28 protein-coding genes are annotated in these 24,833 nt (G+C 46.4%); 4 read left to right on the plus strand and 24 right to left on the minus strand.

The window, feature by feature from the left end; translation table 11 throughout:
• Positions 1-57 precede the first annotated feature (57 nt).
• From murD to MJQ52_RS03510, 10 genes are all read right to left on the minus strand, one after another.
• Positions 58-1,413: a UDP-N-acetylmuramoyl-L-alanine--D-glutamate ligase gene (gene murD / locus MJQ52_RS03465; protein WP_003154432.1), complete on the minus strand. Its 1,356-nt coding sequence runs from the start codon at positions 1,411-1,413 to the stop codon at positions 58-60.
• Positions 1,414-2,388: a phospho-N-acetylmuramoyl-pentapeptide-transferase gene (gene mraY / locus MJQ52_RS03470; protein WP_007409707.1), complete on the minus strand. Its 975-nt coding sequence runs from the start codon at positions 2,386-2,388 to the stop codon at positions 1,414-1,416.
• Positions 2,389-2,495: 107 nt separating this feature from the next.
• Positions 2,496-3,968 carry a UDP-N-acetylmuramoyl-L-alanyl-D-glutamate--2,6-diaminopimelate ligase gene (locus MJQ52_RS03475; RefSeq protein WP_014417717.1) on the minus strand — a complete coding sequence of 491 codons (1,473 nt, stop codon included), beginning with the start codon at positions 3,966-3,968 and terminating at the stop codon, positions 2,496-2,498.
• A gap of 195 nt (positions 3,969-4,163) precedes the next feature.
• Positions 4,164-6,083, minus strand: a complete 1,920-nt coding sequence (locus MJQ52_RS03480) for a stage V sporulation protein D (protein ID WP_003154438.1) — start codon at positions 6,081-6,083, stop codon at positions 4,164-4,166.
• A 113-nt stretch (positions 6,084-6,196) separates the two neighbouring features.
• Entirely contained in the window at positions 6,197-8,341 is a 2,145-nt protein-coding gene (pbpB, locus tag MJQ52_RS03485; protein WP_094246958.1) for a penicillin-binding protein 2B, read from the minus strand.
• A 6-nt stretch (positions 8,342-8,347) separates the two neighbouring features.
• Complete coding sequence (gene ftsL / locus MJQ52_RS03490) at positions 8,348-8,701, minus strand: cell division protein FtsL (RefSeq protein WP_003154442.1); 354 nt, start codon at positions 8,699-8,701, stop codon at positions 8,348-8,350.
• Positions 8,702-8,740: 39 nt separating this feature from the next.
• Positions 8,741-9,676, minus strand: coding sequence for a 16S rRNA (cytosine(1402)-N(4))-methyltransferase RsmH (gene rsmH / locus MJQ52_RS03495; protein ID WP_007409704.1), 936 nt, complete (start codon positions 9,674-9,676; stop codon positions 8,741-8,743).
• Positions 9,677-9,745: 69 nt separating this feature from the next.
• Positions 9,746-10,177 carry a division/cell wall cluster transcriptional repressor MraZ gene (gene mraZ / locus MJQ52_RS03500; RefSeq protein ID WP_003154445.1) on the minus strand — a complete coding sequence of 144 codons (432 nt, stop codon included), beginning with the start codon at positions 10,175-10,177 and terminating at the stop codon, positions 9,746-9,748.
• Between the two features lie 125 nt (positions 10,178-10,302).
• Positions 10,303-11,922 (minus strand): bacillithiol biosynthesis cysteine-adding enzyme BshC, encoded by a 1,620-nt coding sequence (gene bshC / locus MJQ52_RS03505; protein ID WP_071391869.1) that lies wholly within the window; start codon positions 11,920-11,922, stop codon positions 10,303-10,305.
• Positions 11,923-12,008: 86 nt separating this feature from the next.
• On the minus strand, positions 12,009-12,890 hold the full coding sequence (locus MJQ52_RS03510) for a 2-dehydropantoate 2-reductase (protein WP_032868805.1): 882 nt from the start codon (positions 12,888-12,890) through the stop codon (positions 12,009-12,011).
• Positions 12,891-13,052: 162 nt separating this feature from the next.
• On the opposite strand from MJQ52_RS03510, the gene MJQ52_RS03515 reads away from it, so the two are divergent.
• The gene (locus tag MJQ52_RS03515; protein ID WP_003154449.1) at positions 13,053-13,535 is read left to right on the plus strand and encodes an N-acetyltransferase; all 483 of its coding nucleotides are present in this window, start codon (positions 13,053-13,055) and stop codon (positions 13,533-13,535) included.
• Between the two features lie 40 nt (positions 13,536-13,575).
• On the opposite strand, the gene gerR is transcribed toward MJQ52_RS03515, so the two are convergent.
• The 3 genes from gerR to MJQ52_RS03530 form a co-directional block, all read right to left on the minus strand.
• Positions 13,576-14,151 carry a sporulation-specific transcriptional regulator GerR gene (gene gerR / locus MJQ52_RS03520; protein ID WP_003154450.1) on the minus strand — a complete coding sequence of 192 codons (576 nt, stop codon included), beginning with the start codon at positions 14,149-14,151 and terminating at the stop codon, positions 13,576-13,578.
• A 158-nt stretch (positions 14,152-14,309) separates the two neighbouring features.
• Positions 14,310-14,489 carry a 50S ribosomal protein L32 gene (gene rpmF / locus MJQ52_RS03525; protein ID WP_003154457.1) on the minus strand — a complete coding sequence of 60 codons (180 nt, stop codon included), beginning with the start codon at positions 14,487-14,489 and terminating at the stop codon, positions 14,310-14,312.
• 21 nt (positions 14,490-14,510) lie between these two features.
• Positions 14,511-15,029 (minus strand): YceD family protein, encoded by a 519-nt coding sequence (locus MJQ52_RS03530; RefSeq protein WP_003154459.1) that lies wholly within the window; start codon positions 15,027-15,029, stop codon positions 14,511-14,513.
• 208 nt (positions 15,030-15,237) lie between these two features.
• Here MJQ52_RS03530 and MJQ52_RS03535 point away from each other — a divergent pair, with 208 nt between their 5' ends.
• Positions 15,238-16,485: a nucleotidyltransferase gene (locus MJQ52_RS03535; protein ID WP_096034933.1), complete on the plus strand. Its 1,248-nt coding sequence runs from the start codon at positions 15,238-15,240 to the stop codon at positions 16,483-16,485.
• A gap of 18 nt (positions 16,486-16,503) precedes the next feature.
• Here MJQ52_RS03535 and MJQ52_RS03540 read toward each other — a convergent pair whose 3' ends face one another.
• Entirely contained in the window at positions 16,504-17,526 is a 1,023-nt protein-coding gene (locus MJQ52_RS03540; RefSeq protein ID WP_094246960.1) for a SepM family pheromone-processing serine protease, read from the minus strand.
• Positions 17,527-17,531: 5 nt separating this feature from the next.
• Positions 17,532-18,311, minus strand: a complete 780-nt coding sequence (locus MJQ52_RS03545; protein WP_014304961.1) for a patatin family protein — start codon at positions 18,309-18,311, stop codon at positions 17,532-17,534.
• A 179-nt stretch (positions 18,312-18,490) separates the two neighbouring features.
• On the opposite strand from MJQ52_RS03545, the gene ylbJ reads away from it, so the two are divergent.
• The gene (ylbJ, locus tag MJQ52_RS03550) at positions 18,491-19,717 is read left to right on the plus strand and encodes a sporulation integral membrane protein YlbJ (protein ID WP_003154466.1); all 1,227 of its coding nucleotides are present in this window, start codon (positions 18,491-18,493) and stop codon (positions 19,715-19,717) included.
• Positions 19,718-19,735: 18 nt separating this feature from the next.
• Here ylbJ and coaD read toward each other — a convergent pair whose 3' ends face one another.
• The 9 genes from coaD to MJQ52_RS03595 form a co-directional block, all read right to left on the minus strand.
• Positions 19,736-20,218, minus strand: coding sequence for a pantetheine-phosphate adenylyltransferase (gene coaD, locus MJQ52_RS03555; protein ID WP_003154467.1), 483 nt, complete (start codon positions 20,216-20,218; stop codon positions 19,736-19,738).
• 4 nt (positions 20,219-20,222) lie between these two features.
• The gene (gene rsmD / locus MJQ52_RS03560) at positions 20,223-20,777 is read right to left on the minus strand and encodes a 16S rRNA (guanine(966)-N(2))-methyltransferase RsmD (protein ID WP_077722171.1); all 555 of its coding nucleotides are present in this window, start codon (positions 20,775-20,777) and stop codon (positions 20,223-20,225) included.
• The gene (locus MJQ52_RS03565; RefSeq protein ID WP_094246961.1) at positions 20,777-20,986 is read right to left on the minus strand and encodes a hypothetical protein; all 210 of its coding nucleotides are present in this window, start codon (positions 20,984-20,986) and stop codon (positions 20,777-20,779) included. Before MJQ52_RS03565 ends, rsmD begins: the two co-directional genes overlap by 1 nt.
• A gap of 90 nt (positions 20,987-21,076) precedes the next feature.
• Positions 21,077-21,349, minus strand: coding sequence for a YlbG family protein (locus MJQ52_RS03570; protein WP_003154470.1), 273 nt, complete (start codon positions 21,347-21,349; stop codon positions 21,077-21,079).
• 58 nt (positions 21,350-21,407) lie between these two features.
• Positions 21,408-21,857: a YlbF family regulator gene (locus tag MJQ52_RS03575; RefSeq protein ID WP_003154472.1), complete on the minus strand. Its 450-nt coding sequence runs from the start codon at positions 21,855-21,857 to the stop codon at positions 21,408-21,410.
• A gap of 70 nt (positions 21,858-21,927) precedes the next feature.
• The gene (locus MJQ52_RS03580; protein ID WP_003154475.1) at positions 21,928-22,167 is read right to left on the minus strand and encodes a YlbE-like family protein; all 240 of its coding nucleotides are present in this window, start codon (positions 22,165-22,167) and stop codon (positions 21,928-21,930) included.
• A gap of 15 nt (positions 22,168-22,182) precedes the next feature.
• Entirely contained in the window at positions 22,183-22,593 is a 411-nt protein-coding gene (locus MJQ52_RS03585) for a YlbD family protein (protein ID WP_070081781.1), read from the minus strand.
• A 163-nt stretch (positions 22,594-22,756) separates the two neighbouring features.
• Positions 22,757-23,797 carry a CAP domain-containing protein gene (locus MJQ52_RS03590; RefSeq protein ID WP_003154477.1) on the minus strand — a complete coding sequence of 347 codons (1,041 nt, stop codon included), beginning with the start codon at positions 23,795-23,797 and terminating at the stop codon, positions 22,757-22,759.
• 84 nt (positions 23,798-23,881) lie between these two features.
• Positions 23,882-24,325, minus strand: a complete 444-nt coding sequence (locus MJQ52_RS03595) for a CBS domain-containing protein (protein WP_003154478.1) — start codon at positions 24,323-24,325, stop codon at positions 23,882-23,884.
• A 140-nt stretch (positions 24,326-24,465) separates the two neighbouring features.
• Here MJQ52_RS03595 and MJQ52_RS03600 point away from each other — a divergent pair, with 140 nt between their 5' ends.
• A complete protein-coding gene (locus tag MJQ52_RS03600) occupies positions 24,466-24,825 on the plus strand; it encodes a YugN family protein (RefSeq protein WP_007409688.1) in 360 nt (119 codons plus the stop codon).
• Positions 24,826-24,833: the final 8 nt, after the last annotated feature.

A 24,833-nucleotide genomic window follows, 5' to 3' on the forward strand; every position in this document is an offset into this window, starting at 1 on the left:
GCAATCGACACCCCAAGCATAAGTCATTTAGGGCTGCCGATGAACAGAGACAAGCCCTTACTTAAGCATATGCACGGCATCTATAAACATGTCACCGCGTTCTTCAAATGTTTTGAACTGATCCCAGCTTGCACACGCGGGTGACAAGAGGATGACGTCTCCTTCATTTGAGAGCGCAAACGCCGCAGATACTGCTTGTTCAACATTATCGACACGTTTGACATGTTGTATTCCCAGCTCATTGCCCAGTTTTTCTATCTTCGGCGCTGTCTGTCCGAACGTCAGGACCGCTTTGACATTGTCCATATACGGTTTCAGATCGTCAAAACCGTTGCCGCGGTCCAGTCCGCCTGCAAGAAGAATAACCGGTGCTTTGAACGCGGAGAGCGCTTTGCTTGTAGCCAAAATATTCGTCGCTTTGCTGTCATTATAAAATTTACGATTCCGGATTGCTGTTACATACTGCAGACGGTGTTTGACACCGGTAAAGCTTGTCAGCACCTTCTGAATCGCTTTATTAGACGCGCCCGCCGTTTTTGCCGCGGCTACAGCGGCCAATATATTTTCTAAATTGTGCGCGCCCGGCAGCACGATGTCATCAACAGGCAGAATCGCTTCATCGCCGAACATCAGCATTCCGTCTTTAATAAATGCGCCGCTTGACAGTTCCTGATGAACTGAAAACGGAACGGTGCCGGCTTTTCCGCTTTCGGCAAGCCGCACGACTGTTTCATCGCTTTGATTCACGATGGCCGTATCACTCTCAAGCTGATGAAGATACACGTTCTGCTTGGCTTTTTCATAGTTTTCACGGCTGTGATGGTAATCCAAATGAGCGTCGAACACATTTAAAATCAGGCCGATTTCAGGTCTGAACGCATGAGTCCCCATAAGCTGGAACGAAGAAAGCTCTGTAACGATCCATTCATCACCGTCAGCATGATAAGCCACTTCACTGGCGACAGTGCCGATATTCCCTGCGATCAGCGCCTTTATCGAGTCAGCTTTCAGCATTTCATAAATCAGGGTCGTCGTTGTTGTTTTCCCGTTTGAACCTGTAATGCCGATGAATTTTGCATTGGTGATATAATACGCAAGCTCGATTTCCGTCCAGACCGGGATGCCTCTTCTTTGCGCTTCCTCCACCATGATATTTTCATACGGGATTCCGGGATTTTTGATCAGAATGGTAATGTGATGCTGATCAAAAAGTGACGTCGGATGCTCACCGCAGATGACCTCGATCCCTCTTTCTGAAAGCCTTTGGGCAGGTTCGTTCTCTTCAAAGGCTTTTTGATCATTTACGACGACGTTAATGCCTTTTTCATGAAGAATCGACGCAGCCGCATATCCGCTTTTCGCCAGTCCGAGGACCAGAAAGTTTTGTTTTCGCAAAAAAAGTTCGTTTTCCACTTATAACCACACCTCGATGTAAATTCCTAAAACGGCAAGCAGCAGTCCCGCAGTCCAGAATGTGACGACAACTCTCCATTCAGACCATCCGACCAATTCGTAATGGTGGTGAAGCGGACTCATCTTAAAGATTCGTTTTCCTGTCGTTTTAAAGCTGATGACTTGTAAGATAACAGATAAGGTCTCAATAACAAAAACTCCGCCGATAATGACGAGCAGAATTTCAAGCTTCGTCAGAATGGCAACGGTCACGATCGCTCCTCCGAGCGCAAGCGAACCGGTATCCCCCATAAATACTTTGGCGGGATGGGCGTTGAATACAAGAAAACCGAGAACGGCGCCGACAACGGCAACCGAGAAAATCGCAACGTCATATTGTGACTGGTTCCACGCAAGGATGGCGAAAGCGCCGAATGCGATAGCCGCGGTACCGGACAAGAGACCGTCCAGACCGTCTGTCAGGTTGACGGCATTTGAACCTCCGACAAGCATAAAGAGAACGAGGATAAAGTATCCCCAGCCGAGATCGATTGACAGATGTGTGCCGGGCACCCTGATGCCGGTTGAAAAATGGCAATAATGATATACTCCGTAAAATACAATGGCAATAATGATCTGGCCGATCAATTTCTGCTTCGACGTCAATCCGAGATTCCGTTTCATTACTACTTTAATATAGTCATCCAGAAAGCCGAGCAGGCCGTATCCGATCGTAACAAACAGCAGAAGAAACATTTCCGCGCTCAGATGCGAAAATTTCTGCGTCATGACAATCGCCGTAATGGCGATGGATACGATAATCATGACCCCGCCCATCGTCGGCGTCCCTGATTTTTTCATATGTGATTTCGGCCCCTCTTCCCTGATACTTTGGCCGAATTTTAAACGTCTTAAAAACGGGATAAGAATCGGAGATATCAGAACACTGATTAAAAATCCCATTATTATTGTAAATAAAATCACTTGCTCAAGCATTGCTCTTTTCTCCTCCCGTTTCGTTCAAACGACATACGTATTTATCATATTCACATTGTGTCCCCGTAATTCTTTTCATTTCCCTCATTCTAACACTCTTTCCTGTTTTACTTTTTATTCAGCTCAACAATAGCTCTTCCCGCTACTTCGGCGTCATCAAAGTCGAATGTTTCATTGCCGATCTGCTGATAGGTTTCATGCCCTTTCCCGGCAATCAGAACCACATCTCCCTTTTTCGCGTTGGCAATGGCAAAAAAGATAGCCTGCTCGCGGTTTGCGATACTGTGATAGTAGGTGCCTTCTACCCCTCTTTCCATATCTCTTAATATGGCCAGAGGGTCTTCGCTTCTCGGGTTATCTGAAGTGAAAATCGGTTCGTCGGCAATCCGCACCGCAATTTCCGCCATTTTCGGGCGTTTCGTTTTATCCCGGTCTCCGCCGCAGCCGACGACGACGAAAAGCTTGCCCTCTGTCATGTCTTTGCATGTATTCAGAACGTTTTCCAGACTGTCAGGCGTGTGCGCGTAATCGACGATCACAGGAAACGGCTGATTATGATTCACCAGTTCAAACCGGCCTCTGACACCTTGCAGCTCTTCAAGAGCGCTTGTGATCGTATCAAACGGCAGACCCGCTGCGATCGCTGTCGCCGCTGCAGCCAGTACGTTATACACGTTGAAGCGGCCGACGAGTGAAACCGTGATCTGCTTTGTTCCTTTTGGCGTAACGAGTTCAAAACTTGTGCCTTGCGCAGAGATCTCGATTTGTTTCGCCATGACATCGGCATCGTTCTCGATTCCGTATGTAAGGATGTGCGCCGCCGTCACTTTTTCAAAGTAAGCACTGGCTTTGTCATCTGCGTTTAAAACGGCCCGCTTCGGCTTTTCATGGTTAAAGGAGCCGCCCAGCTGGGAAAACAGGAGGCTTTTAGCCTGTCTGTAGTCTTCCATCGTCTTGTGATAGTCTAAATGGTCCTGTGTCAGGTTCGTGAATACGGCAATATCATAATCGCAGCCGTGAACCCTGCCGAGTGACAGAGCGTGAGAAGACACTTCCATAATAGCTGTGTCAACATGCTCATCATTCATTTTCTTGAACGTTTTTTGCAGTGTGACGCTTTCGGGCGTTGTATTTTTGACCGGGAATGTCTCATCCCCGATTTTAATGTACATCGTTCCGATTAAACCGGTCTGTCTTCCCGCTTTTTTGAAAATCTCATCAACCATGTGCGTCGTTGATGTCTTGCCGTTTGTGCCGGTGATGCCGATAAGCTGAAGCTGCTTTGTCGGCTGCCCGTAAAACGCGTCAGAAAGAACGCTGAGCGCCCGCTGTGACCGGCGGACGATAATGACAGGGACATCGACGTCAAGCTCTTTCTCGGCAACGATGGCCGCTGCGCCGTTTTCTGCGGCTTTTTGGGCGAAATCATGTCCGTCTACCGTATACCCTTTTATACACACAAAAAGACTCCCTTTTCTCACTTCCCTGGAGTCCATCTCAATTGAAGTTATGTCAGGGTCATGAAAGTCATTTTGAACAGGTTCGGCCATTAAATATGTAAGCAGCTTTGTAAGTTTCATTGTATCAAACCTCTCAGAAATTCTATTCATTCTTTTATCATGATAACCGTTTATAAAAGTCAGAATGGCTTTTAAACATACAGTTCATATTTTAGCGTAAATAAAAGGATACATCCAGTTAATCTTAAAAGTTATCTTCTTTTTTTCTCTTTATGATAAAAGGCAGCCGAAAACAATCGGCTGCCTCAAAAAGACTCATTCTTCACTCAAGTAAACACGGATCTTTGAGCCTTCTTTTACTTTCGTTCCGGCTGCAGGTGATTGTTTCACAATTTTGCTTCCTTTTCCTGAGGAGTCAATATTCAAATTGACAAGCAGCGACTCAAGATCAGAGACAGACATCCCTACAACATTCGGAACCTCTATTGTTTTTGTGTCGTTCCATTGATATTTTTTCTCGATTTGATTTTTTCGCGGTTTCACGCCGAGCTCCGGCAGACTGTCTCTCATCATATTTCCGACAATCGGCGCGGCGACGGTTCCCCCGAATTGAATCGTGCCTTTCGGATTATCAACCGCGACATACACGACAAGGCTCGGGTCATCAGCCGGCGCAAAACCGATAAAGGAGACGATATGGTTGTTTTCGAGATATTTGCCGTCTTTGACCTTTTGTGCGGTACCTGTTTTTCCGCCGACGCGATATCCTTCCACAAAGGCATTCCGCCCCGTTCCCTGAGCGACGACGCTTTCTAAAGCATATCTGATCTGCTTTGACGTTTCCTGGGAAATAACTTGCCTTTTCGCAATCGGCGATTGTTTCTTAACGGTTTTTTTCGTAACGGGATCAACCCACTCTTTGGCGATAAACGGAGTATAAAGCGTTCCGCCGTTTATTGCTGCGGAAACGGCTGCCACCTGCTGAATCGGCGTGACGGAAACCCCTTGTCCGAAAGCGGTTGTCGCCTGTTCGACCGGGCCGACTCTGTCAAGCGGGAATAAGATCCCCGTTCCTTCCCCTTGCAGATCAATGCCTGTTTTCTTTCCAAAGCCGAAGTCCTTAATATATTGAAACAGCTTTTGTTTTCCGAGCCGTTCCCCCAGCTGTACAAACCCAGGGTTGCAGGAATTTTGAACGACTTCAAGATAAGATTGCGAACCGTGGCCGCCCTTTTTCCAGCATCGGAGGCGGGCGCCGTCAACCTCGGCAAATCCTTTGTCATAAAAGTGGTCTCTTTGCAAGTTTACTTTTTGCTCTTGGAGAGCCGCCGCAAGCGTAATAATCTTAAAGGTCGAACCCGGTTCATATGTGCTCCATACCGGCAGGTTCCGGTTGTAAACGGACGGATCTACGGATTGATAGTCAGCCGGATCAAAATCAGGACGGCTTGACATACCGAGCACTTCCCCGTTTTTCGGATTCATTGCGACCGCAATCATTCCGTCGGGATTATATTTCGCCGCAGCATTATCGAGCTCTCTTTCTATAATCGTCTGAACCTTGGCGTCAATCGTCAATTTCATATCAAGTCCGTCTTTCGGAGGGGTGTAATCATCCGCTTCATCAGGCATTTTCTTCCCCTTGGCATCCGTATAAAATTTCACTGATCCCTTTACACCTTTTAAGTCATCATCATAATAAGCCTCCAATCCGAGAAGGCCCTGGTTATCAATACCGGCAAAACCGAGAACATGGGACAAAAAGCTTCCGTACGGATAATGGCGGATGCTGTCTTCAGCCACATAAACCCCTTTTAAGTCGAGCGCTTTGATTTCTTTCGCTTTTTTATTGGAAATTTTCCGCCCCTCGGGTGAGATTTTTTCGATGGAGGTTTTCTTAGTAATGTGTTTGTAGACCTTCTCTTCCGACATATTTAAAACTGACGCGAGAAGCTTGCCCGTTTTTATGGGATTTTGAATCTGGCGCGGTACGACAAAGACGGTCGGCGCGCTTTTATTCGTAGCCAGCTTCACGCCGTTTCGGTCAAGGATCTCTCCCCGCTCAGGCTCAAACGGCAAATTCCGGCTCCAGGAATCCTTAGCCAAAGAAGTCAGCTTTTCCCCCATCACAAATTGGACATAGCCTAATCTGCTGTCAATGATCAAAAAAATGATTACGCCAAAAAGCAAAACCAGTAATAAACGTTTTCGAACCGTTACATTTGAAACGCGCAAGGGACCGTCCACTCCTTATTTAGGCTTGTTTCAATTTATGCCTCAGCTTGGACACATAGAACGGCCGCGCATAAAAAAGAAGCCCGCGGGCATCCGCGGACTTCTCTGTCCCGTTAATCAGGATTTTTAAATTTCACCTTAATCACGGTATTTTCTTTCAGTTCTTTGCCTTTTTTCACACTTTGGCTTGAAGCGTAACCTTCACCGCTCACATCGATGTGAATGCCTGATACTTTGCTGAATTGAAGCACTTCCCGTCTCGACCATCCGGACATATCCGGCATCGTCATCTTTCCGTCTGTTTTCAAGAAGATTTTCTGATTGGTGATCACATCTTCTCCGGCTGTCGGATACTGCTCTTTTACGGCAACATCGCTGCCGATGACAATCGGTGTGAGGTGTTCATTTTTCGCTTCCTTCTCAGCGCCCGTGACCGTTTTATCTGTCAGGTCAGGCATCTTTTGGCTTTTCGTTTCTTCCTGACCGGAATCTGTTTTTTCCGTCGGTTCGATATTCATGTAGTGGAGGCTGTTTTTCATCGTCGGGTTAAAGATTTCCGCGACAGGATCAGAGCTGCTTTGACCCGCTTTTAACTGCGGCTGCTGCACGGCTACATAGATGACGAGCTTAGGATCATTTTTCGGCGCCATGCCCATGAATGAAAACACATAGTTGCTCGTTCCCCTTAAATATCCGCCCGTCCCGGCGATTTGTGCGGTTCCCGTTTTACCCGCGACGTCAAAACCTTCAATTTTATAAGGTTTCCCCGTTCCGATGTCTGATGTCACGACTTCTCCGAGCAGGTTCCGGACTTTTTTCGCCGTATCGGCTGAAATCGGCGTGCCTACTTGCTCCGGTTTTGTCTGCTTGACGACTTTTTTCGTATCGGGGTCGACAATATGATCAATGACGTAAGGTTTCATCATTTTGCCGTTATTGGCAATCGCCGTGACGGCCTGAAGCTGCTGGATCGGTGTTATCGCCGATGCTTGGCCGTAAGCCGTAGACGCTTTGTCAAAATCATATTTGTAGTTAATTTTACTTGATACTTCACCGGGCAGATCAATCCCTGTTTTTTGATAGAGCCCGAATTTGTGCAGGTACTCATTAAACCGGTCAAACCCCAGTTTTTCGTTGGCCAGTTTGGCGAAAGCAACATTCGATGACCTCATGAGGCCGTCATGGAAGCTTGTCATACCCCATCCGGCGCCATCGTTCCAATCTTTAACAGGTTTGCCTCCCACTTTATATGTTCCTGATTTATATTTCTCGTTTGCGGAAAACACATTTTCCTGAATCGCCGCGGCAAGCGTAAAGATCTTCATCGTTGAACCCGGTTCATACGCGTACGACACTAAGTCGTTGTAATAATTGGTGACGTTTCTGATATTCGGGTCAAAACTCGGACGCTGCCCCATCGCAAGCACTTTGCCTGTTTTCGGTTCTACGACAGCCGCCATAATTTTTTTCGGTTTATATTTTTCCGCTACTTTCGTCATGCTGTCTTCTAGAAAGGTTTGAATTTTCTGATCAATGGTTAAATATACATTGTCACCGTTTTTAGGTGCCGTGATTTTTTCCTTGCTGTTCGGAAGTTTCCAGCCGGATTTATCACTTTCGTAAGTGACGGACCCGTCACGTTCCGTCAGATAGTTATTCAGTATTTTTTCAAGCCCTAAAGAGCCTTGTATCTCGTTTGTTTTTTCATTCACATCGGCATAGCCGAGAACATTTGACAAAAATATACCGTTCGGATAGTAGCGCTTCGTATCTCTTAAGAAAGAAATACCCGGAAGATCCATTTTTTCGATCTTTTGTTTTTTCGCATAAGAGATATCGCGGCCGGCTGAACCGAATTCCACCTGCTTCGCGCCATTCCTGTTTAAGATGTCCAGAATCTTACTTTTATCAAGATTGATAACGGTCGCCAGTTTTTCCGCCGTTTTCTCTTTGTCTTTGACATGCTGAGGATGCTTCGGATCACTCGTCATTTTTTTATCAAGCACGGCAATGAGCTTATATGTCGCCGTGTCCTCTGCAAGCACTTTGCCGTTCCGGTCAAGAATAGAGCCGCGGCTCGCTTCTATCGTCCGCTTTTTTTCGTGCTGCTCGGTCGCTTTTGTTGCAAGTTCTACACCGTTTGCTTTACCGGTTAATTGAATGTACGCCATTCTCCCGAGAATGACAAAGAAAAAGAGAGCGAAACAAATACTGAGTATCGCTGCTCCTCTGTTCATAAACTTATTTTTTTTCGGCATGGGTTATCATTCCTGTATGTTTTTCACTTTTTTATCTTTCAGATTCAAACCGTGCTTTTTAGCGATATCCATCAGGCGCTGCGGCTGGCTTAAGTCAGCCGCCGTCTTTTCGAGATCACCGATCTGCTTATTCTTCTCAGATACTTTCTCCTCCAGTTTTTGCACCTCAATATTGGATTGGTACGCCGCGTATGCCTTTGATACGATAAACATTGATGTGGAGAGAACGGCAATGGCAAACAGGACGAGCAGCACCTTTTCCCCGAGTGTAATGGAAGCCCTCTTTTTGACAATCACCTTTTTTTCGGGACTTATCACTGGCCGTTGTTGTTTTTCCTGCTGGTAAGCTAAGTTGCTCATAGGCTGATGACCTCCTTTAATGTTGTCATTTGCTGCCCGTTATTTTCGTTTCTCCGCAATGCGGAGCTTCGCTGACCGGGCGCGGTTATTTTCTTCAAGCTCCTCTTTTGATGCCGTAATGGGCTTTCTCGTAATCAGTTTTAATTCCGGTTCAAATTCTTCCGGTATCACGGGAAGACCCGGAGGCAGTTCGGGAAGTGATGATTTTTCCTTGAATGTCGTCTTGCACATTCTGTCTTCCAGCGAGTGAAAAGTGATCACAGACACCCTTCCGCCCGGCTTCAGCACCTCTATCGCTTGCAAGAGGGCCTCTTCAAATACTTGAAGCTCGTCGTTTACGGCGATTCGAATGGCTTGGAATACACGTTTGGCCGGATGACCTCCGCTTCTTCTTGCCGGAGCCGGTATCGCGTCCTTTATTAGATCGACCAGTTGGCCGGTTGTTTGAATAGGCGATTTTTCTCTTGCCTCTTCAATTTTCCGGGCGATCTGCTTGCTGAATTTTTCTTCTCCGTATTTAAAGAAAATCCTCACAAGGTCCTCATACCGCCATTCATTTACGACTTCTTTCGCCGTAAGGGCGGCCGACTGGTCCATCCTCATGTCCAGCGGTGCGTCATGATGATAACTGAATCCCCGTTCCGGTGTATCAAGCTGCGGAGAGGATACTCCTAAATCAAATAAAATTCCGTCGACACTCGTAATGCCGTGTTCATGTAAGCACTCTTTTAAATAACGAAAGTTGCTTTTTACCAGAATGAGCTGTCCTTTGTATTCGGACAATGTTTTCTTTGCGTTTTCAAGTGCCGTGTCATCTTGGTCAAAGGCGATCAAGCGTCCTTTTTCCGATAATTGCTGCAATAAATATGTACTGTGCCCGGCGCCGCCAAGGGTGCAGTCCACATAGGTTCCGTCCGGTTTGATATTTAAACCGTCGACGGTTTCACGAAGAAGTACTGTCTTATGCTGAAACATTTGTGTCGGTCCCACCTTTATCAGGAATGAATTGAATTGTCAGTTGTTGTTGTGATGCACGAAGATCCATTATATATCAAATCCAATCATGTTTTCAGCAATTTCAGCGAATGAATCTTCTTGCTCTTCTGTGTATTGTTCCCATATTACCTTACTCCACAATTCAATTCGATTGGAAACCCCGATGACAACACATTCTTTTTCCAGTTTTGCGTAATTCAGAAGAGATGACGCAATATTAACCCTTCCCTGCTTGTCCAGTTCGCATTCGGTCGCACCGGAAAAAAAGAATCGGGTAAATGCGCGGGCGTCTTTTTTGGTGAGCGGCAGAGCCTTCAGCTTTTCTTCAATCAGCTTCCATTCATTCATCGGATAGCCGAAAAGGCATTGGTCAAGTCCTCTTGTCAGCACAAACTGCTCACCGAGGCCTTCTCTGAATTTTGCGGGTACGATCATGCGGCCCTTTGCATCAATTGTATGCCGGTATTCACCCATAAACATGATAAGGACCCCCACTTTCTCCCCTAAACTCACCACTATCCGCCACTTCTCTCCACAACCTCATTTTACACTGTTTACACATAAAAAAAAACCCTGAACTATTCAGGGTTCTTTAAAACTTTATTTCAAAGTTTGACAATCTGATGTTGGTTTTGAAAAGAAAATGGCAGATGTTTGAAGGTTGTGAAGAATTTTGGACCGTAACGGTTCAAATAATACATTACATTCCAAATCCGTTCCTGCGGAGCGCCGAGCGGTCTGATGCTGTTTTGGATTCTTTCATAGTCACGCAGCACAAAACCTTCTTTTTCTTCAATTCTTTTCGTTACCGTCCGTTCTAAAAACAAGAGCTGATCCTGAATGAAGGCGGCATTCTTCTGTAAGAGCGGCTCAAGGCTTGAATCGACCTTCAGCGCTTCGTTCCTTGCACGTTTATGGACGGCTTCAATCTGTGACTTCGCCTGTTCCATTACAGAAGAAAACTCTTCCGGAATCTGCTCTTCAAAATAAGTGTCTTTCAGGTGTCCGGTGCCGTGTTCGATCGCTTCCTGAAGCGGGATATTCCGTTCTGAAAGCTTCTTTTCAATATGGCGCTCAAGAATCGTAATGTTCAGTCTCGGCACTACCGGAGTCATGCGAAAGCCCATTAATGAGAAAGCCTGCTTCAGCTCACCCCAATAATTGATCTCCCCCGGTCCCGCGATAAACGCCAGAGTCGGGATGAGAAACTCCTGCATAAGCGGCCTTGTCACAACGTTATTGCTGAAACATTCCGGTTTTTCTTCCATATGGGTATGAAGCTCGTCGTTCGTCCACTTCAGGTCAAGCTCCTTAATGACAAAAACGCCGTTTTCTTTTTCAATTAAGAAACGCTCTCCCTCGTGTTCGTAAAACAGATTGGCCTGATCTTTGTCCGATTCAATAATCGGGTGATAACCGGCTTCACGCATAAGAACCTGCTGGTCTGACACGGCTTTGGCAAGCTCGTGATTGTGTTTTAAAATCTGCTGAAACATACCCGTTTCCAGCTTTTTAATCCCCGGATCTCCCGAATTCATCAGAATAAGGCCTTCTTCTTGAAACAAGTCGGCGATCAACAGCTCAAAAAAGTCCGTGAACGTCTCTGATGAGCGTAAACATCGCTTCACGTTTTGAAGGAGTGTGTTTGTGTGATCCGTTTCCTCAAAAGCAGCGAACACTTCATCAATCCAAGCCGCGCATTTTTCCTGATCAAGCTCGGTTTTAGCCGCCGATGTTTTTTTCCAGTACGACTGCGGCAGTTTCCGCTTCACCGGACCTTTATTCTCTGTTGACGTATGCACATAATTAATTTCTTCCAGATCGTGATCTTCACCGGCCACCCAGAAGATCGGAGCGACAGGAATCTGCAACGCCTCTTCCTGCTGTCTGGCAAGTACGATAATGGAGATAATTTTATGTATGGTGTAAAGAGGCCCCGTTAAAAGACCGGCCTGCTGGCCGCCTACAACCGCTGCGCTTTTTGGATCTCTCAGTTTTTCGATGGAGGCCTGCATGGCGTCGGAATGAAATTTTTCGTGATAGGAGGATAAATAATCCGCTAATTCCTCTCTGGCAAACGGCCGCGAAGAGAGGTCATGAAGCCGCTTTTGCCATACGTCCTCTGAATGAATATCATAATCAAAAAATGAAGACATGTTTTCTCCATCTATATAGTGCTGCACAAACTTATTTTGACTTTTGATGGAAAGTTCAGTTAGCTGCATCTGTCTGGAACTTCCTTTCTCCAATAAATAGTTAGGTTTCCGAAATGAGTATAGCATGTTACCGGAAAACCTCAAAAGACTTTGTTTCAATTTCTTTCTAACGCTTTTATACTGCGGTGTAAAAACGTGAGATGAACGGCCGGCAATCCGCGGCTTTCCGCTTCTTTTACAAGATAGCCGATAATCGCATCGGCCTCTGTCCGCCTGCCTGCCATGATATCGACGAGCATGGAAGAATGATTTTTTTCCGTCAGTCTGCAAACTTCGCAAACCTTGTTCCACGCTTTTTCTCTATCGGCGAGGCCAAGTATTGTCTCCGCTTCTTCAAACACGTTTCTCATATATTTTTTGTAAGCGTCATTTCTTAACAGCTCTCCGTTTTTCACGCGCAGCAATGCAGTTAACGGGTTGATGCATACATTGATGATCAGTTTTCCCGTTAACAGCCGATACCAGTCGTTTTCATCATATACGGGAAAATCCCGGTGCATGCCGGAAAAGATGCTTTTGAGCGTTTCCGGCCGGGATGCGCTGAATACACTCCATCTTACGGCTCCCGCTCCCGTATGTTCAACGGCATGATCCGATATCTTTTTTGCTCCGTGCTCAACTGTGCCGGCATAAAGCGAATGATCCGTATGCCAATCTCTAATGTCGTGTATGTGTCCCATGCCGTTTTGCAAAAACAGCACATTCGTCCCTTTTACCGTCTCAAGATCCCGCAGCACAGCACTGAGCTGGTGCTGTTTAACGGCTGCGATTAAGAGGTCGAATCCGGAAGTGATGCCTGTTTGCGCTCTGCATGCCGCCGTACATTCTATTCCGTCTTTCAAAAGCCGTATACCGCCTGAGTTAATCGCATCAGCCTGCTCCGTCCGCCGCGTAATGACCGTTACCTGATGGCGGGACGATAAGTAGTAAGCACATAAAAGGCCTACCGCTCCGCCGCCGATAATTCCGATTTTCACACTGTCACACCCTATATCTGCATTTTTCCATATTATCATAGCAGAAGCCGCCGCAAATTACTTCAATTTCGTTTTGAGCAAAAAGACAGGCAAGCATATTATAGTTGGAATTTTCAATTAAAGCGTTTACAATAATGGTAGAACACAACAAAGGGGGAGTTTGTGTTGAAAATAGAGCGCCTGCTCATCAACTATAAGACACTCGAAGAATTTAAAAGGTTTAAGGAATACGGGATGCAGGAGCTGTCGATGCTTGAAGATCTTCAGGATAATATCATTGAAAATGACAGCACCTCGCCTTTTTACGGGATTTACTTCGGGGATAAACTAGTGGCGAGAATGAGTTTATATCAGGTAAACGGAGGCGCGAATCCGTATTTTGATCAGCGTCAGGACTTTTTGGAACTTTGGAAGCTTGAGGTTCTTCCGGGCTATCAAAACAACGGATACGGAAAAGCGCTTGTTGATTTTGCAAAATCTTTCAGAATGCCGATCAGGACAAATTCACGCATGAAATCAGCAGAATTCTGGGATAAGATGAATTTTGAGCCTGTTAAATATGATATGGCGCGTGATAAAGGAGAAAATCCTTACATCTGGCATCCCGATATGGACGGTGAAATGACATCCGGAGAAACGGCATAATAAAAAACCGGCCGGGCCGCCGCCCTCAGGCCGGTTCATTTTACAGGCTCTGCGCCGATTTCCTGTCGTCTTCTTTTGAATTGACCATCCTTCTCGCTCTGTCCATAATGTCAATTAACGCTTTATAATCTTCTTCCGTCATCTCCAGCTTGTTTCTCAAGCTTTCATTTTCCTCACGCAGATCCTCGACTTCTTTTTGCAGCGCGGTCAGCTGTTCTGTGAGTTTTTCTTTTTCATGACGCACATCCGCTGCGGCCGGCGACTCTTTAAATTGCTGAAGAAACAAAATGACATCATCAATGGACAGCTCTTTTTCTCCTTCCGCCCTGCGGATCGGAGGCTGTTTGACGGTTCCCGGCAGATTGGCGGAATGCACCCCGATCTGCTTTCTTAATTCCTTCCGCTGTTTTTTCGCCAGTTCTATCCCTGACTGATATTGTTTTCTGACATAAGAATTCCATCTGAACCCGCAGGCGGCAGCCGTTCTCGTCAGCGCTCTGCCGACTTCTTCAAAAGCGGAAAGCTGGGTCCCGCCTTCCCGAATATGCCTGAGCACCACTTCGGCCAGCAGCAAATCTTCATCTTGCGTCCACGCGTCTTGTCTCGTTATCGTCAATCGTATCTCCCTCCATATTTGCTCATTTACCTCATACATATGCCGCTGATAGATTAGATAGACTACTGGCGCTCACAATTTTTTCGGCGGAAGCAGGCCGGAGGGGCAAAAAAAAAGAAAAGCGCAGGAACCGAGATTCCCGCGCTTTTCTTCATACATTAATTGCTTTTAACATTTATGTCTTTGCCGTTGTATGATCCGCATGCTTTACATACACGGTGAGACAATTTCATCTCTCCGCATGACGGGCATTCTGTCATACCAGGTACATTTAGTTTGAAATGTGTACGGCGCAATCTTTTTTTCATTTTAGAAGTTCTTCTAAAAGGTACAGCCATTATTCCCACCTCCTTAAAGAGTTAAGATTCATCATCTTGTGTTAAGAGCTTTTTCAGATCCGCAAGTCTGGGGTCGATTTGATTTTTCTTGTCTTCCTCAGAAATCACTTGCCAATCCTTCCCCACTTGGGGAGCGGCTCCTTCTTTTTGTTCAGTTTCACAAAAGACTTGCATAGGAATTTCTAAAAGAATCTCTTCTTTTACGATCGGAGTTAAGTCGACGATATCGTCTTCAGCAATATGAACGTCCTCATCTTCTATATCATCCGACTTATGAAATCTAAACAGTTCTTTTGTCGCGATTGTAAATGGATACGGCACATCAACTAAAGTTCTTGAGCACGGCAAAACCATTTCGCCTGAAATCGTAAAGTCAAACGAAACTTGCTTGGATTCAATCTCCGCGCGGCCCTTCACCCGGACGGGAGAAATGCGGCGGATGTCAGAATTCAATTTTGTCAGCTCATTTAACTCAACTGTTTCATCAAATTCAAAGCTCTTTTTCGCCATTTGATGAAGCTGATAAATCGTCCATTTCATTTGTATCACCTCAGGAAAGCAACAAACATGATTATAGCTTTTCAGAATGTTTTTGTCAATATTTTTTCTTTACAGCATAATGCCGCCGTCATGCAATCGTTGACAGCCGGATAGGCTATGCATACACTAAACGAAACGGACTAAAATATGCACTTCATTTGCAAATGTACCACACGAAGCAAAACATAGCAAGAAAGGCGGGACAAATATGAAAGCAGTCGGCCTGGTTGTTGAATATAATCCCTTTCATAACGGACACCGCTATCATGCGGAACAAGCAAAAATCAAAACGGACAGCAGCGTCGCGGCGGCGGTGATGAGCGGCCCTTTTTTGCAGCGCGGGGAACCGGCCGCCGTCTCAAAGTGGGCCCGGACAAAAATGGCGCTGGAAAACGGCGTGGATATCGTCATTGAGCTCCCTTATATATATGCCGTACAAAAAGCGGAATTATTCGCGCGCGGCAGCGTTTCGCTTCTTCATCATTTAGGATGCAGCAGCTTGTTTTTCGGCAGCGAAAACGGACGGATCGAACCCTTTATTGAAGCGTCTGAAGCGTTCAGCCGAAAAGAAGACGACTGCAGCCTGATTCTGAAAGAGGAGCTGAAAAAGGGTCTCAGCTATCCGGCCGCCGCCTCAAAAGCTTTTTCACACATATTCAAAGGGCGGGACATGCTCGATTTGTCCAAGCCGAACAATATTCTCGGTTTTCACTACGTTAGAGCGATACACGCCTTCGGTTCCGCTATGAAGCCTTATACGACAGCCAGAATCGCTTCCCAGTATCATGACGACGAGCTTCCCGGAGATAACAGCCGGATAGCCAGCGCAACAAGCATCCGAAAAGCGCTGATAGAAAAAGGAACGGCGGCCGCAAGGAGCTTTCTCCCGGAAGCGTCTGCGCGTGAGCTGGAGGCATACAGAAATTCATACGGGATATGGCACAGCACGGAAGACTATTTTTCATATGTAAAATACAGCGTCAGCACTCTGTCCGCTGAAGAATTGAGCCGAATCTACGAAGTGGAAGAAGGCCTTGAGCACAGAATTTTGCGCACCGTCAGACAAGCCCGGTCCTATCGCGAAATGATGGAACGATTGAAAACAAAACGATACACGTGGACGAGGCTGCAGCGGATGAACACGCACATTCTGACACGGACGAAAAAGGAAGACATGCATCGGCTTTTACAGCCTTCAAGCGCTCCTTATATCCGTCTTCTCGGAATGACGAAAAAAGGACAGGCGTATCTGTCGGCAAAGAAAAAAGAGCTTACCGCACCTCTCGTCAGCAAGCTCTCTTCTTTCTCTCATCCCGCTCTGGATCTGGACATACTGGCGGGACGGGTTTACAGCCTGCCGATAAAAGAACCTGAACGCACATTGTTTGAGAAACAGGAATTTTCACAAGCGCCGATCCGCTATGATGAAGACGAAAAGCGTTTTTTGAATGCGTAAAAAAAGCACCTGCCTGTATCAGGTGCTTTTTACTTTCAGCTGATCCAAATAGTCAAGTGCGTCCTGCATGGTGTCGATAGGGACGATCTTCATATCGGACTTGATTGCTTTCGCCGTTTTTACCGCATTTTTGTAATCAGAATTTTCAGCTCCGTTTTGATTCGGCGCAAAGAAAATATCTTTTCCCGCTTTGTCTGCGGCGACGACTTTCTGATCGATTCCGCCGATCGGTCCGACCTTGCCGTCCACGTCGATTGTCCCCGTTCCGGCTATATTATAGCCTTTTGTTTCGTCAGGTTTTGTCAGCTGGTTGTAAATTTCTAAAGACATCATGAGACCCGCAGAAGGCCCGCCGATGTTTTCAATGCTGAAATGAAGATCCGGCTTTACTTTCACGTTCCGGTCCGTATATAACGCGACGCCGATTCCCGCTCTTTTCGGGTCTTCCGGGAATGATTTCAGCACAATGTCAACGGTCTTTTCTTTCGTGTCCCGTTCAACGTGAAACGTTACTTTTTCCCCCGCTTTTTTGCTGCTGATATAATCAATCAGCTTTTCAGCGGATTCATATGTTTTCCCGTCCGCGCTGATGATTTTATCACCGACCTCTATTTTTCCTTTTGCCGGCATGTCAGAGACGACTGAGCTGGCGAAAATCCCGTTAAATGAGTATTTCACCTGTTTCCCGGCTTTTTGATAAGCGGCAATGACCGCGTTTTCTTGGGAGCTTTTCATCATTTGCAGCTGGCGCTTCATATAATCCGAGTCCGATTCGCCCTCTTCTTTTATGCTTTCATCAGGGACGATTTCATCGTAAGGATGCACTTTCGCCCAAAGATATGTATACGGATTGGCGGGGCCTACTTTGACAGTCATCAAGGAAAGGCTTCCTTTTTCAGGATAGCCTCCGTCCACCTTAATCAGCGGTCTCAGCTCTGATGCTTCTCCCGGCTGTGTAATGTAATACGGAAGCTTAATAAATGTAACAGCAATTAATAAGATCAGGATGATAAACACCCAGCGAAAATGTTTTGCTTTCATATGAGTTAGCCCTCCCAGTTCTCTATTTCTTGTTTAATCCGGCCGATCATCCGGTCTGCGGCTTCTTCGCCCGCTGTGATCATATGATCAATGTTGGCAAAAGAACTTGAGCTGAATGATTCAAGAGAAGGGCGGATCATGACGTCTGCAGCAATGGTCTGGTGACGGACCAATTCATTTTGCAGTATATCCATACTTTGCATGATTACATCAAAAATATGTGCCGCTTTTTCCGTTTTTTTCACCCGGGATACGTCAGAGGCGATGACGATATCAGCACCCATATCTTTTACGGCGGAAACCGGGATTCTGTCAACCACCGCGCCGTCGACTAACATACGTCCGTTCATTTTTTGCGGGACGAAAACGCCCGGTATGCTGATGCTCGCGCGGACGGCTTCGGACACTGAACCTTTCGTAAAAACGAGTTTTTCGCCGGTCTGAAGGTCGCAGGCCACGATGCCGAGCGGGATCCGCAGTTCTTCTATCGGCTTGCCGTACGTATAGGCATGAACAAGCTGCCTGATGCGGTCTCCTTTTAAAAATCCGAGCCTCGGCATCGTATAATCCGCGTACAGCCGCCGCTTAAATGCTTTGGCGACTTTTTTCATCGTAGCCACGTCATGCCCGGCCGCATAAAAGCTTCCGACTAATGCTCCCATGCTGCTGCCGGCAATCATATCAATTGGAATCTGATGCTTATGTAAACTGGATAACACTCCGAGATGAGCGATGCCTCTTGCCCCTCCCGAACCTAACGCTAACCCGATTGTAGGTTTGGCCAACGCGACGAACCCCCTAATAGACATCCTATACATGAATTCTATGGTCTAAATTGAACCCCTATGCTCGTATATTAGTACAGGATGACAAATAGGTACTTGCCCGGCCGCCTTTAAGGTCTGTTCTATATTTTATCATGATATAAATGTCAGTGTGCAATTTTAGCATCGGGGAGGTAAGAATGAATTTGTCTAAGTTTCATACATTTTTGATTTCATTGTTTTTCATTTTTTTGACGGCGACGGTTATTTCACACCCTCAGGCCTCATTCGAAGCCTCCAAAACCGGTCTTTCCATGTGGTGGGAGGTCGTTTTTCCTTCATTGCTTCCGTTTTTTATTCTATCTGAGCTTTTAATCGGATTCGGCATTGTCAAATTTGTCGGCCTTTTACTCGAACCCTTTATGCGTCCCATTTTCAGAGTGCCGGGGGTCGGCGGATTTGTACTGGCTATGGGCATGGCTTCAGGCAATCCGGCCGGCGCGAAGCTGACTGCACGGCTGCGCCAGGATAAACAAATCTCCAGAGTAGAGGCTGAACGCCTCGTCTCTTTTACCAATTCATCCAATCCGTTATTTATATTCGCTGCCGTGGCGGTCGGCTTTTTTCATAACGCGTCTCTCGGCATTCTGCTGGCATCGGCTCACTATCTCGGAAACATCGCCGTCGGCCTGACGATGCGTTCATACGGACGGAAAGAAGAAGCGGCGTATACCGGTAAAAAGACGATCGCTCTCCCTTCTCTGAAGGAAGCATTTCTGGCCCTCCACAAGGCGCGGCTTTCGGAAAAGCGGCCGCTCGGAAAAATTTTGGGCGACGCCGTCACCTCTTCTGTACAAACCTTGCTGATGGTGGGCGGTTTTATTATATTGTTTTCGGTTTTCAGCCGGTTATTATCAATCGTACAAGTCATGGATGTGCTTTCTGTATTTACAAACGCGCTGCTTTCACTTTTTCATCTTCCGGCAAATCTGGACATCCCTCTTATCAGCGGAATGTTTGAAATTACACTTGGGAGCAAGCTGGTCAGTGAAGCTGATGCCGCCTTGCTGCCGAAAGCCATGATTGTGAGTTTTATTCTCGGGTTCAGCGGCCTTTCCGTACAGGCCCAGGTAGCCGGCATTTTATCGGAAACAGATATCCGCTTTAAACCGTTTTTCGCGGCGCGTATCCTTCAGGGCATTTATGCCGCACTCTTTATTCTCTTACTGTGGAAGCCGCTTTACCTTGCATTGGACGAACCTTACCAGTCCGTATTCCTCCCTTTCCGCGATCAGGACGCGGGATCAGCTGCCGTCAGCGGATGGAATACACTTGTTGAAACCGGGCCCGCCATCACGCTGACAGCTCTCGCCGTATACGCATTGATTTATTGTTACAGGCTGTCAGCACGGACAAAAAAAGGATGAGACGCCGATCAGCGCTTCTCATCCTTTAAATTTCTGCTTCAGCGCCTGTTCAACTTCCGGAGGAACAAACTCTGAAACAGGCCCGTTATATTTTGCGACTTCTTTTACGATGCTTGAACTTAAAAAAGAGTACTGATTGTTCGTCATCATAAAAAAAGTTTCTATTGATTCGTCAAGCACGCGGTTGACGGAAGTCCCCTGCATCTCATATTCGAAGTCAGAAACGGCTCTGAGCCCTCTGATAATCGCTTTCGCCCGCTTTTTTTTCGCATAGTCGATTAACAGTCCCTGTGACGTCTCGACCGTAATATTCGGAATGTCTTTTGTCACTTCTCTTAACAGCTCACAGCGTTCCTCGACTGTAAACAGCGGCTGCTTAGAAGAATTATTGAGCACGCATACGTACACATGCTCAAACACGTTTGCCCCCCGTCTGATAATATCCAGATGTCCGTAGGTGACGGGATCAAAACTTCCGGGACATACAGCTATACTTGCCACATCATTACCCCCTATTTCGGTATATCGTCACTCCTGTAAGCCCGTAGATTTCCCTTCTTGTTACAGAAAGCGCGCCGACGGCTTCCGGAAGCGCAACGGCTTTATCATGCTCGGCTACGACAAAACCGTCTTCATTCAGCATGTTCTGCTCATCAATCATTTCGATAAGCGCTTTCAGCTTTTGTTCCTTATACGGAGGATCTAAGAAAATTCCGTCAAAACCTTTTTCCCGTTTCGCCGCGGCATAGAGGGCCCGCTCTGCATCATTGCGGTATACTTCCGCTGAAGCCAGCAGATCGAGCGCTTTGATATTTGCTTTTACCGTTTGGATGGCTTTGAAATCACGGTCCACAAAGATACAGCGGTCAAATCCGCGCGACAGCGCTTCAATCCCGAGACCGCCGCTCCCCGCAAACAAATCCAGCCCCGTTCCTCCGTCAAAATACGGGCCGATCATATTAAAAATAGACTCTTTTACTTTATCCGTCGTCGGCCTTGTTGATGTGCCCGGCACCGCCTTTAAGGCTCGTCCTTTTCTTGAACCGGAAATCACTCTCATTATTCACACCACTTTTTCTGAAAACTTTGATGTTTCTCATCGGCTGAGCCGTTATGTATAAAAACAATCCCTATCTTATCATAAAGCATTCTTTCAAACAATGAACGTGAAAAACGTGTATACATATTCACATTCCTGTCAAGACTACGTGTAACAGCATCAAAGAATGATGTTGTTGCCAACCGCGGAGAAGACTTACGTTTCCCCATAAGTTCTTCCTCCGGTTTCTCCTCTCCCTTTTCCTTCTCCTTAACTTGTTAAGGAATAGAAGGACCCCGCAGGTATCTGCGGGGATTTTTTTATATACCGACTTTATAATCGTACTCTTTCGCTTTATCAAGCTTTGATTCAAATTCCAGCTTTAAAAAAGGTTTATAAGAAGGCTCTACCTTCTTCACATAAGAATAAGAAGAAATCTTTTCCATTGTTTTTTCGATCAGGTCCATATCGCAATACAGCACAACGTATTTCAGCCGCTTGGAAACATAATGAACGTTGCCGAATTTTCTCAGCATTTTGCTGTGTTTTAAGGAATGCAGATATACGATTATGCCTTGGCGCTTATTTTCCATCATGATCACCCGCCTGACTTTCTGTTCATTTTATGTAAAAGACGAGACGGCCGTCTCGTCAGGAAACTTTGCATCCGCAGCCGCCGCCGGAACCGCAGCCGCCGCCGCAGGATGACAGGCCGTCAAAATAAGGATTCCCCGTCGGCACTTTTACATGCTCCGAGACGGCCGTTCCGAGTTCAATGCTGATCTCGTCAAGCAGCGACTGAAGCTCAGTCTCCGCTTTTTTAAATTCGGCCACCTTATCGTTTAAATCGAGCTCCCGCTTCATTTCTCTCATTTTGCGGGAAATCTCTCTATAATCAGGATGGTATTTGCCAAAACGCTGCACATCCTCATACTGCTCTTTAACGCTCATAAAAGAACGAATGATCCGCCCTGCCTCTTCATCTTCACGGAGACGCTTGTAACAATCGCGGTAATTTTCAGCCGTCTCAGACTGCAGAATCATGCCGGCAAGCTGCTCCGCTTCACTTTGAAGCTTGACGGACTCAATTGTTGCATACATAAATACGCACCTCCAGTTGCTAGTTTACCATGAAACCACCCAATTGGAAAATGCGGCGTTTAAACGCTTTTTAATCCTGCGAACGCATGGCGTGTACCATCTGCATCATCATCTGCGCCATTTGAATCCCGTTTGAGAATTGACTTACCCGATGCGGTATCGTCTTTTCATAAAAATTCATCATGTCAAGCTGAAAGGAATTGAGATCGTCCGGTTTTCTCGCAAGTCTGCGGTACCAGACGGGACGCTGCCGTATAAACCGTTTCCGTTCCTCATCTGCGGATATGAATTCCTGAACCTCTTTTCGCATACATGATCCCCTTCTTTAATCCTTTCTGAATGAAAAAGGATGTTGTCCGGAGCCTTGCCGGGGCTGCTTCGTGCTGCTCCCCGAAAATTGGCTTAAAAGGCTTTGCAATGATGAAATGGACTGGCTCATTTTATTGATCTGCTCATTCATTTGGTTGATATCCATCTTTTTGACGGCAGTGACCATTTTTGAAACGAAATCGTTCTTTTCAGCTGGTTCCTGTTTGGTTTCCGCGTCGGAAGAAGGCTGAACGGCCTCGTCTTTATAAGGGTCCCACATCGGATCATCCTCGCCCAGGAGAACCCAGTTTTCATAGACTTCCTGCCAGCTTCTTTGTTCCTTGCGAACATTTTGGATCAGTTTGGGATGCTTTTTTACGAATTGTTTAAAATCATCGATTGATTGCCGTGATTGCTGATTCGCCACAATTCTCACCCCCTCCGAAAAGTTTTGCCTGCTATAATGTATCGGTTCATGCGCCTTAATGTTCGCCTAAATTGCGAAAAAAAGCAGGTATATTTTTTTCTGCAGGAGCGCCACTCGCGAAAAAACATAAAAAACCGCGGGGGACGCGTCCCACTGCGGTTTTTTACTGCCAAGGCTTAATGAAGTTTTGCGTATAATACTTCCGGTCCACGCCGACACCGAGGTGCGTATAATCCGGGCTTAACAGCGCCTTCCTGTGGCCTTCGCTGTTCAGCCAGCCCTCCACGGCTGCAGGACCGTCCACATAGTTGTAGGCAATATTTTCACCGGCCTCCCGGTATTTCACATCGCCTTTTTCCAAGCGGTCCTTCAGAGTCCCGTATTTCTTTGAGACGTGAGAGAAATACTTGTTATCCTTCATGTCCTTGCTGTGGCCGAATGCCACTTTCGCGGCGCCTTCGTCCCATTTCAGCCTTGCCAGTCCGTGTTTCACGCGGATGACATTTGTAATGTCGAGAATCTGCTGTTCACTCGCTCGTTCAATGTCGTTCCATTTTTTATCAGAAACTGGCTCGGGTTCTGTCAGCTTTCCTCTGTACATGACCTCATACGGCCTTTGTTTCACAAGCGTTTCCGCATCAAAAGCCCTGATGCTTGACAGATTCCCGTCAAATTTGTCCATGTACAGCTGAACATACATTCCGCCTATCTTGACGGTGGGACGGGTATTGATATCTTCTTCGGAAAACTCAAACCGATACGTGTTTCCCTTGTCAGTCACATTGACAAAAGGAGAAACCTGCGTCGTTTTAAAAACTTCGCCCGTCGATTCGCCGATCTTAAACGGTTTTGCGTTGATGCCGCTTCCCGAAGCGTATAAAGTCACGGCTTTATCATTCAAAATACCGACTTGTACGTATTGGTCTTTCCCCTGGTTGTACACCCACCACTCGTAATCGTAGGCAGAAGGATCTTTCCGAGACGGTTCCCCAAGTTTCTTTTTCACATCGGCGGCAGATTTCCCCATGAGAGAAAGCAGTCCGGATGACGGCATTTTCAGCCGTTTTCCGCTCTCTTCTTCATTGGAAACCTGAGGCTCCTCCTGATTGGTCTTTTTCTGAGGAGCCGATCCATATTGTATAAACAGAACATACGCTCCGTAAATAAGCAAAAGGATAACGAGAGCCCTTGCGATATTTTTCAACCTCTCACCCCCATATCATCAAACCGTTCTGTTTTTGTGTACTCTTATACAGTACAGCCTATTTGCATCGTCCGTGATTTATGTTTAATGGATAAACCCCTCCGGACCTCCGTCTTCAGAAATGTCAGACAGCGCCCGGCCTGCTTGCTCATTTGATTGCTCGGCCAACGAAAGATCGCCGAGCGTAACAATGCCGACCAGTTTTTTATCCCTTGTGACGGGAATTCTTCTGAGCTGATGTTCAGCCATCAAATGGAGCACCTCCTCCACAGAGGCGTCTTCTTCTGCACTGATAACCCGCTCTGTCATTGCGTCGGTTATTTTTTGAGAGTTCGGCTTTTTTGAAGCAATTCCCCGTAATACGAGATCTCTGTCTGTCACGATCCCGACAAGTGTGGCGCCGTCTTCATCCACTATCGGAATGGCGCCGACATCCGCGTCTTTCATCTTCACCGCAGCTTCATATACATTATCTAATACTGTACAATATTGCAAGTCTGACGTCATGAGCTTATTGATCTTTGTCATTGCGGAATTCCTCCTTTTTTCTGCTACTATTGTCGTCAAATTTTTGTTTTTGCATACTTTCACCGTATGAATCATTGAAAGTGTAACGCTTTCATACTATGATTGTCAGGAAAGGGCATTTTTAAAAGGAGGGGGAAGGTTTGAAGTTTGAAAACAGCGGTCTTGAAGGGGTAACAGCGGAGCTCAGCCGCTTGAATGATCTGATGGAAGGTAAAGGGCTCATTCTGGCTGGACAATGGGATTATGAAAGAGTGACTTACGACAAAAAGTTTTCAGTACCTGAGGGGACATTTTATCTGCGGATTCAAGGAACGGCAAAAGAGGGCGATGTCGGCGGCAGCCGGGCCGTGATTCAGCTGAAGGCCCCTCTTTTAGGAAAGCATTATTATCCGCACGGCGTAGAATACGGCAGCGCTGAAGAATTTCCGGAACATGTCGTCGCTGAAAGCAAAGCTTTACTGCTTGAATTGGAAGAGTCATTAAAAACAGTGCAAATGTAATAAAAAAG

The sequence above is a fragment of the Bacillus sp. jun7 genome, assembly GCF_051034795.1.
GTDB classification, from domain to species: Bacteria; Bacillota; Bacilli; order Bacillales; family Bacillaceae; genus Bacillus; species Bacillus velezensis.

Bases quoted from the DNA above. Each gene is read 5' to 3' on its own strand.
- MJQ52_RS03580 (WP_003154475.1), bottom strand. From the start codon at position 22,167: ATGCGAAAAGAGGTTCAGGAATTCATATCCGCAGATGAGGAACGGAAA.
- MJQ52_RS03475 (WP_014417717.1), bottom strand. From the start codon at position 3,968: ATGAAACTTACAAAGCTGCTTACATATTTAATGGCCGAACCTGTTCAA.
- mraZ (WP_003154445.1), bottom strand. From the start codon at position 10,177: ATGTTTATGGGTGAATACCGGCATACAATTGATGCAAAGGGCCGCATG.
- MJQ52_RS03530 (WP_003154459.1), bottom strand. From the start codon at position 15,029: ATGAAATGGACGATTTATCAGCTTCATCAAATGGCGAAAAAGAGCTTT.
- rsmH (WP_007409704.1), bottom strand. From the start codon at position 9,676: ATGTTTCAGCATAAGACAGTACTTCTTCGTGAAACCGTCGACGGTTTA.
- MJQ52_RS03540 (WP_094246960.1), bottom strand. From the start codon at position 17,526: ATGAAAGCAAAACATTTTCGCTGGGTGTTTATCATCCTGATCTTATTA.
- MJQ52_RS03570 (WP_003154470.1), bottom strand. From the start codon at position 21,349: ATGGAAAATAAGCGCCAAGGCATAATCGTATATCTGCATTCCTTAAAA.
- pbpB (WP_094246958.1), bottom strand. From the start codon at position 8,341: ATGCCGAAAAAAAATAAGTTTATGAACAGAGGAGCAGCGATACTCAGT.
- MJQ52_RS03565 (WP_094246961.1), bottom strand. From the start codon at position 20,986: ATGGGGAAACGTAAGTCTTCTCCGCGGTTGGCAACAACATCATTCTTT.
- ylbJ (WP_003154466.1), top strand. From the start codon at position 18,491: ATGAATTTGTCTAAGTTTCATACATTTTTGATTTCATTGTTTTTCATT.
- MJQ52_RS03575 (WP_003154472.1), bottom strand. From the start codon at position 21,857: ATGTATGCAACAATTGAGTCCGTCAAGCTTCAAAGTGAAGCGGAGCAG.
- mraY (WP_007409707.1), bottom strand. From the start codon at position 2,388: ATGCTTGAGCAAGTGATTTTATTTACAATAATAATGGGATTTTTAATC.
- MJQ52_RS03535 (WP_096034933.1), top strand. From the start codon at position 15,238: ATGAAAGCAGTCGGCCTGGTTGTTGAATATAATCCCTTTCATAACGGA.
- rpmF (WP_003154457.1), bottom strand. From the start codon at position 14,489: ATGGCTGTACCTTTTAGAAGAACTTCTAAAATGAAAAAAAGATTGCGC.
- bshC (WP_071391869.1), bottom strand. From the start codon at position 11,922: ATGCAGCTAACTGAACTTTCCATCAAAAGTCAAAATAAGTTTGTGCAG.
- ftsL (WP_003154442.1), bottom strand. From the start codon at position 8,701: ATGAGCAACTTAGCTTACCAGCAGGAAAAACAACAACGGCCAGTGATA.
- MJQ52_RS03595 (WP_003154478.1), bottom strand. From the start codon at position 24,325: ATGACAAAGATCAATAAGCTCATGACGTCAGACTTGCAATATTGTACA.
- rsmD (WP_077722171.1), bottom strand. From the start codon at position 20,777: ATGAGAGTGATTTCCGGTTCAAGAAAAGGACGAGCCTTAAAGGCGGTG.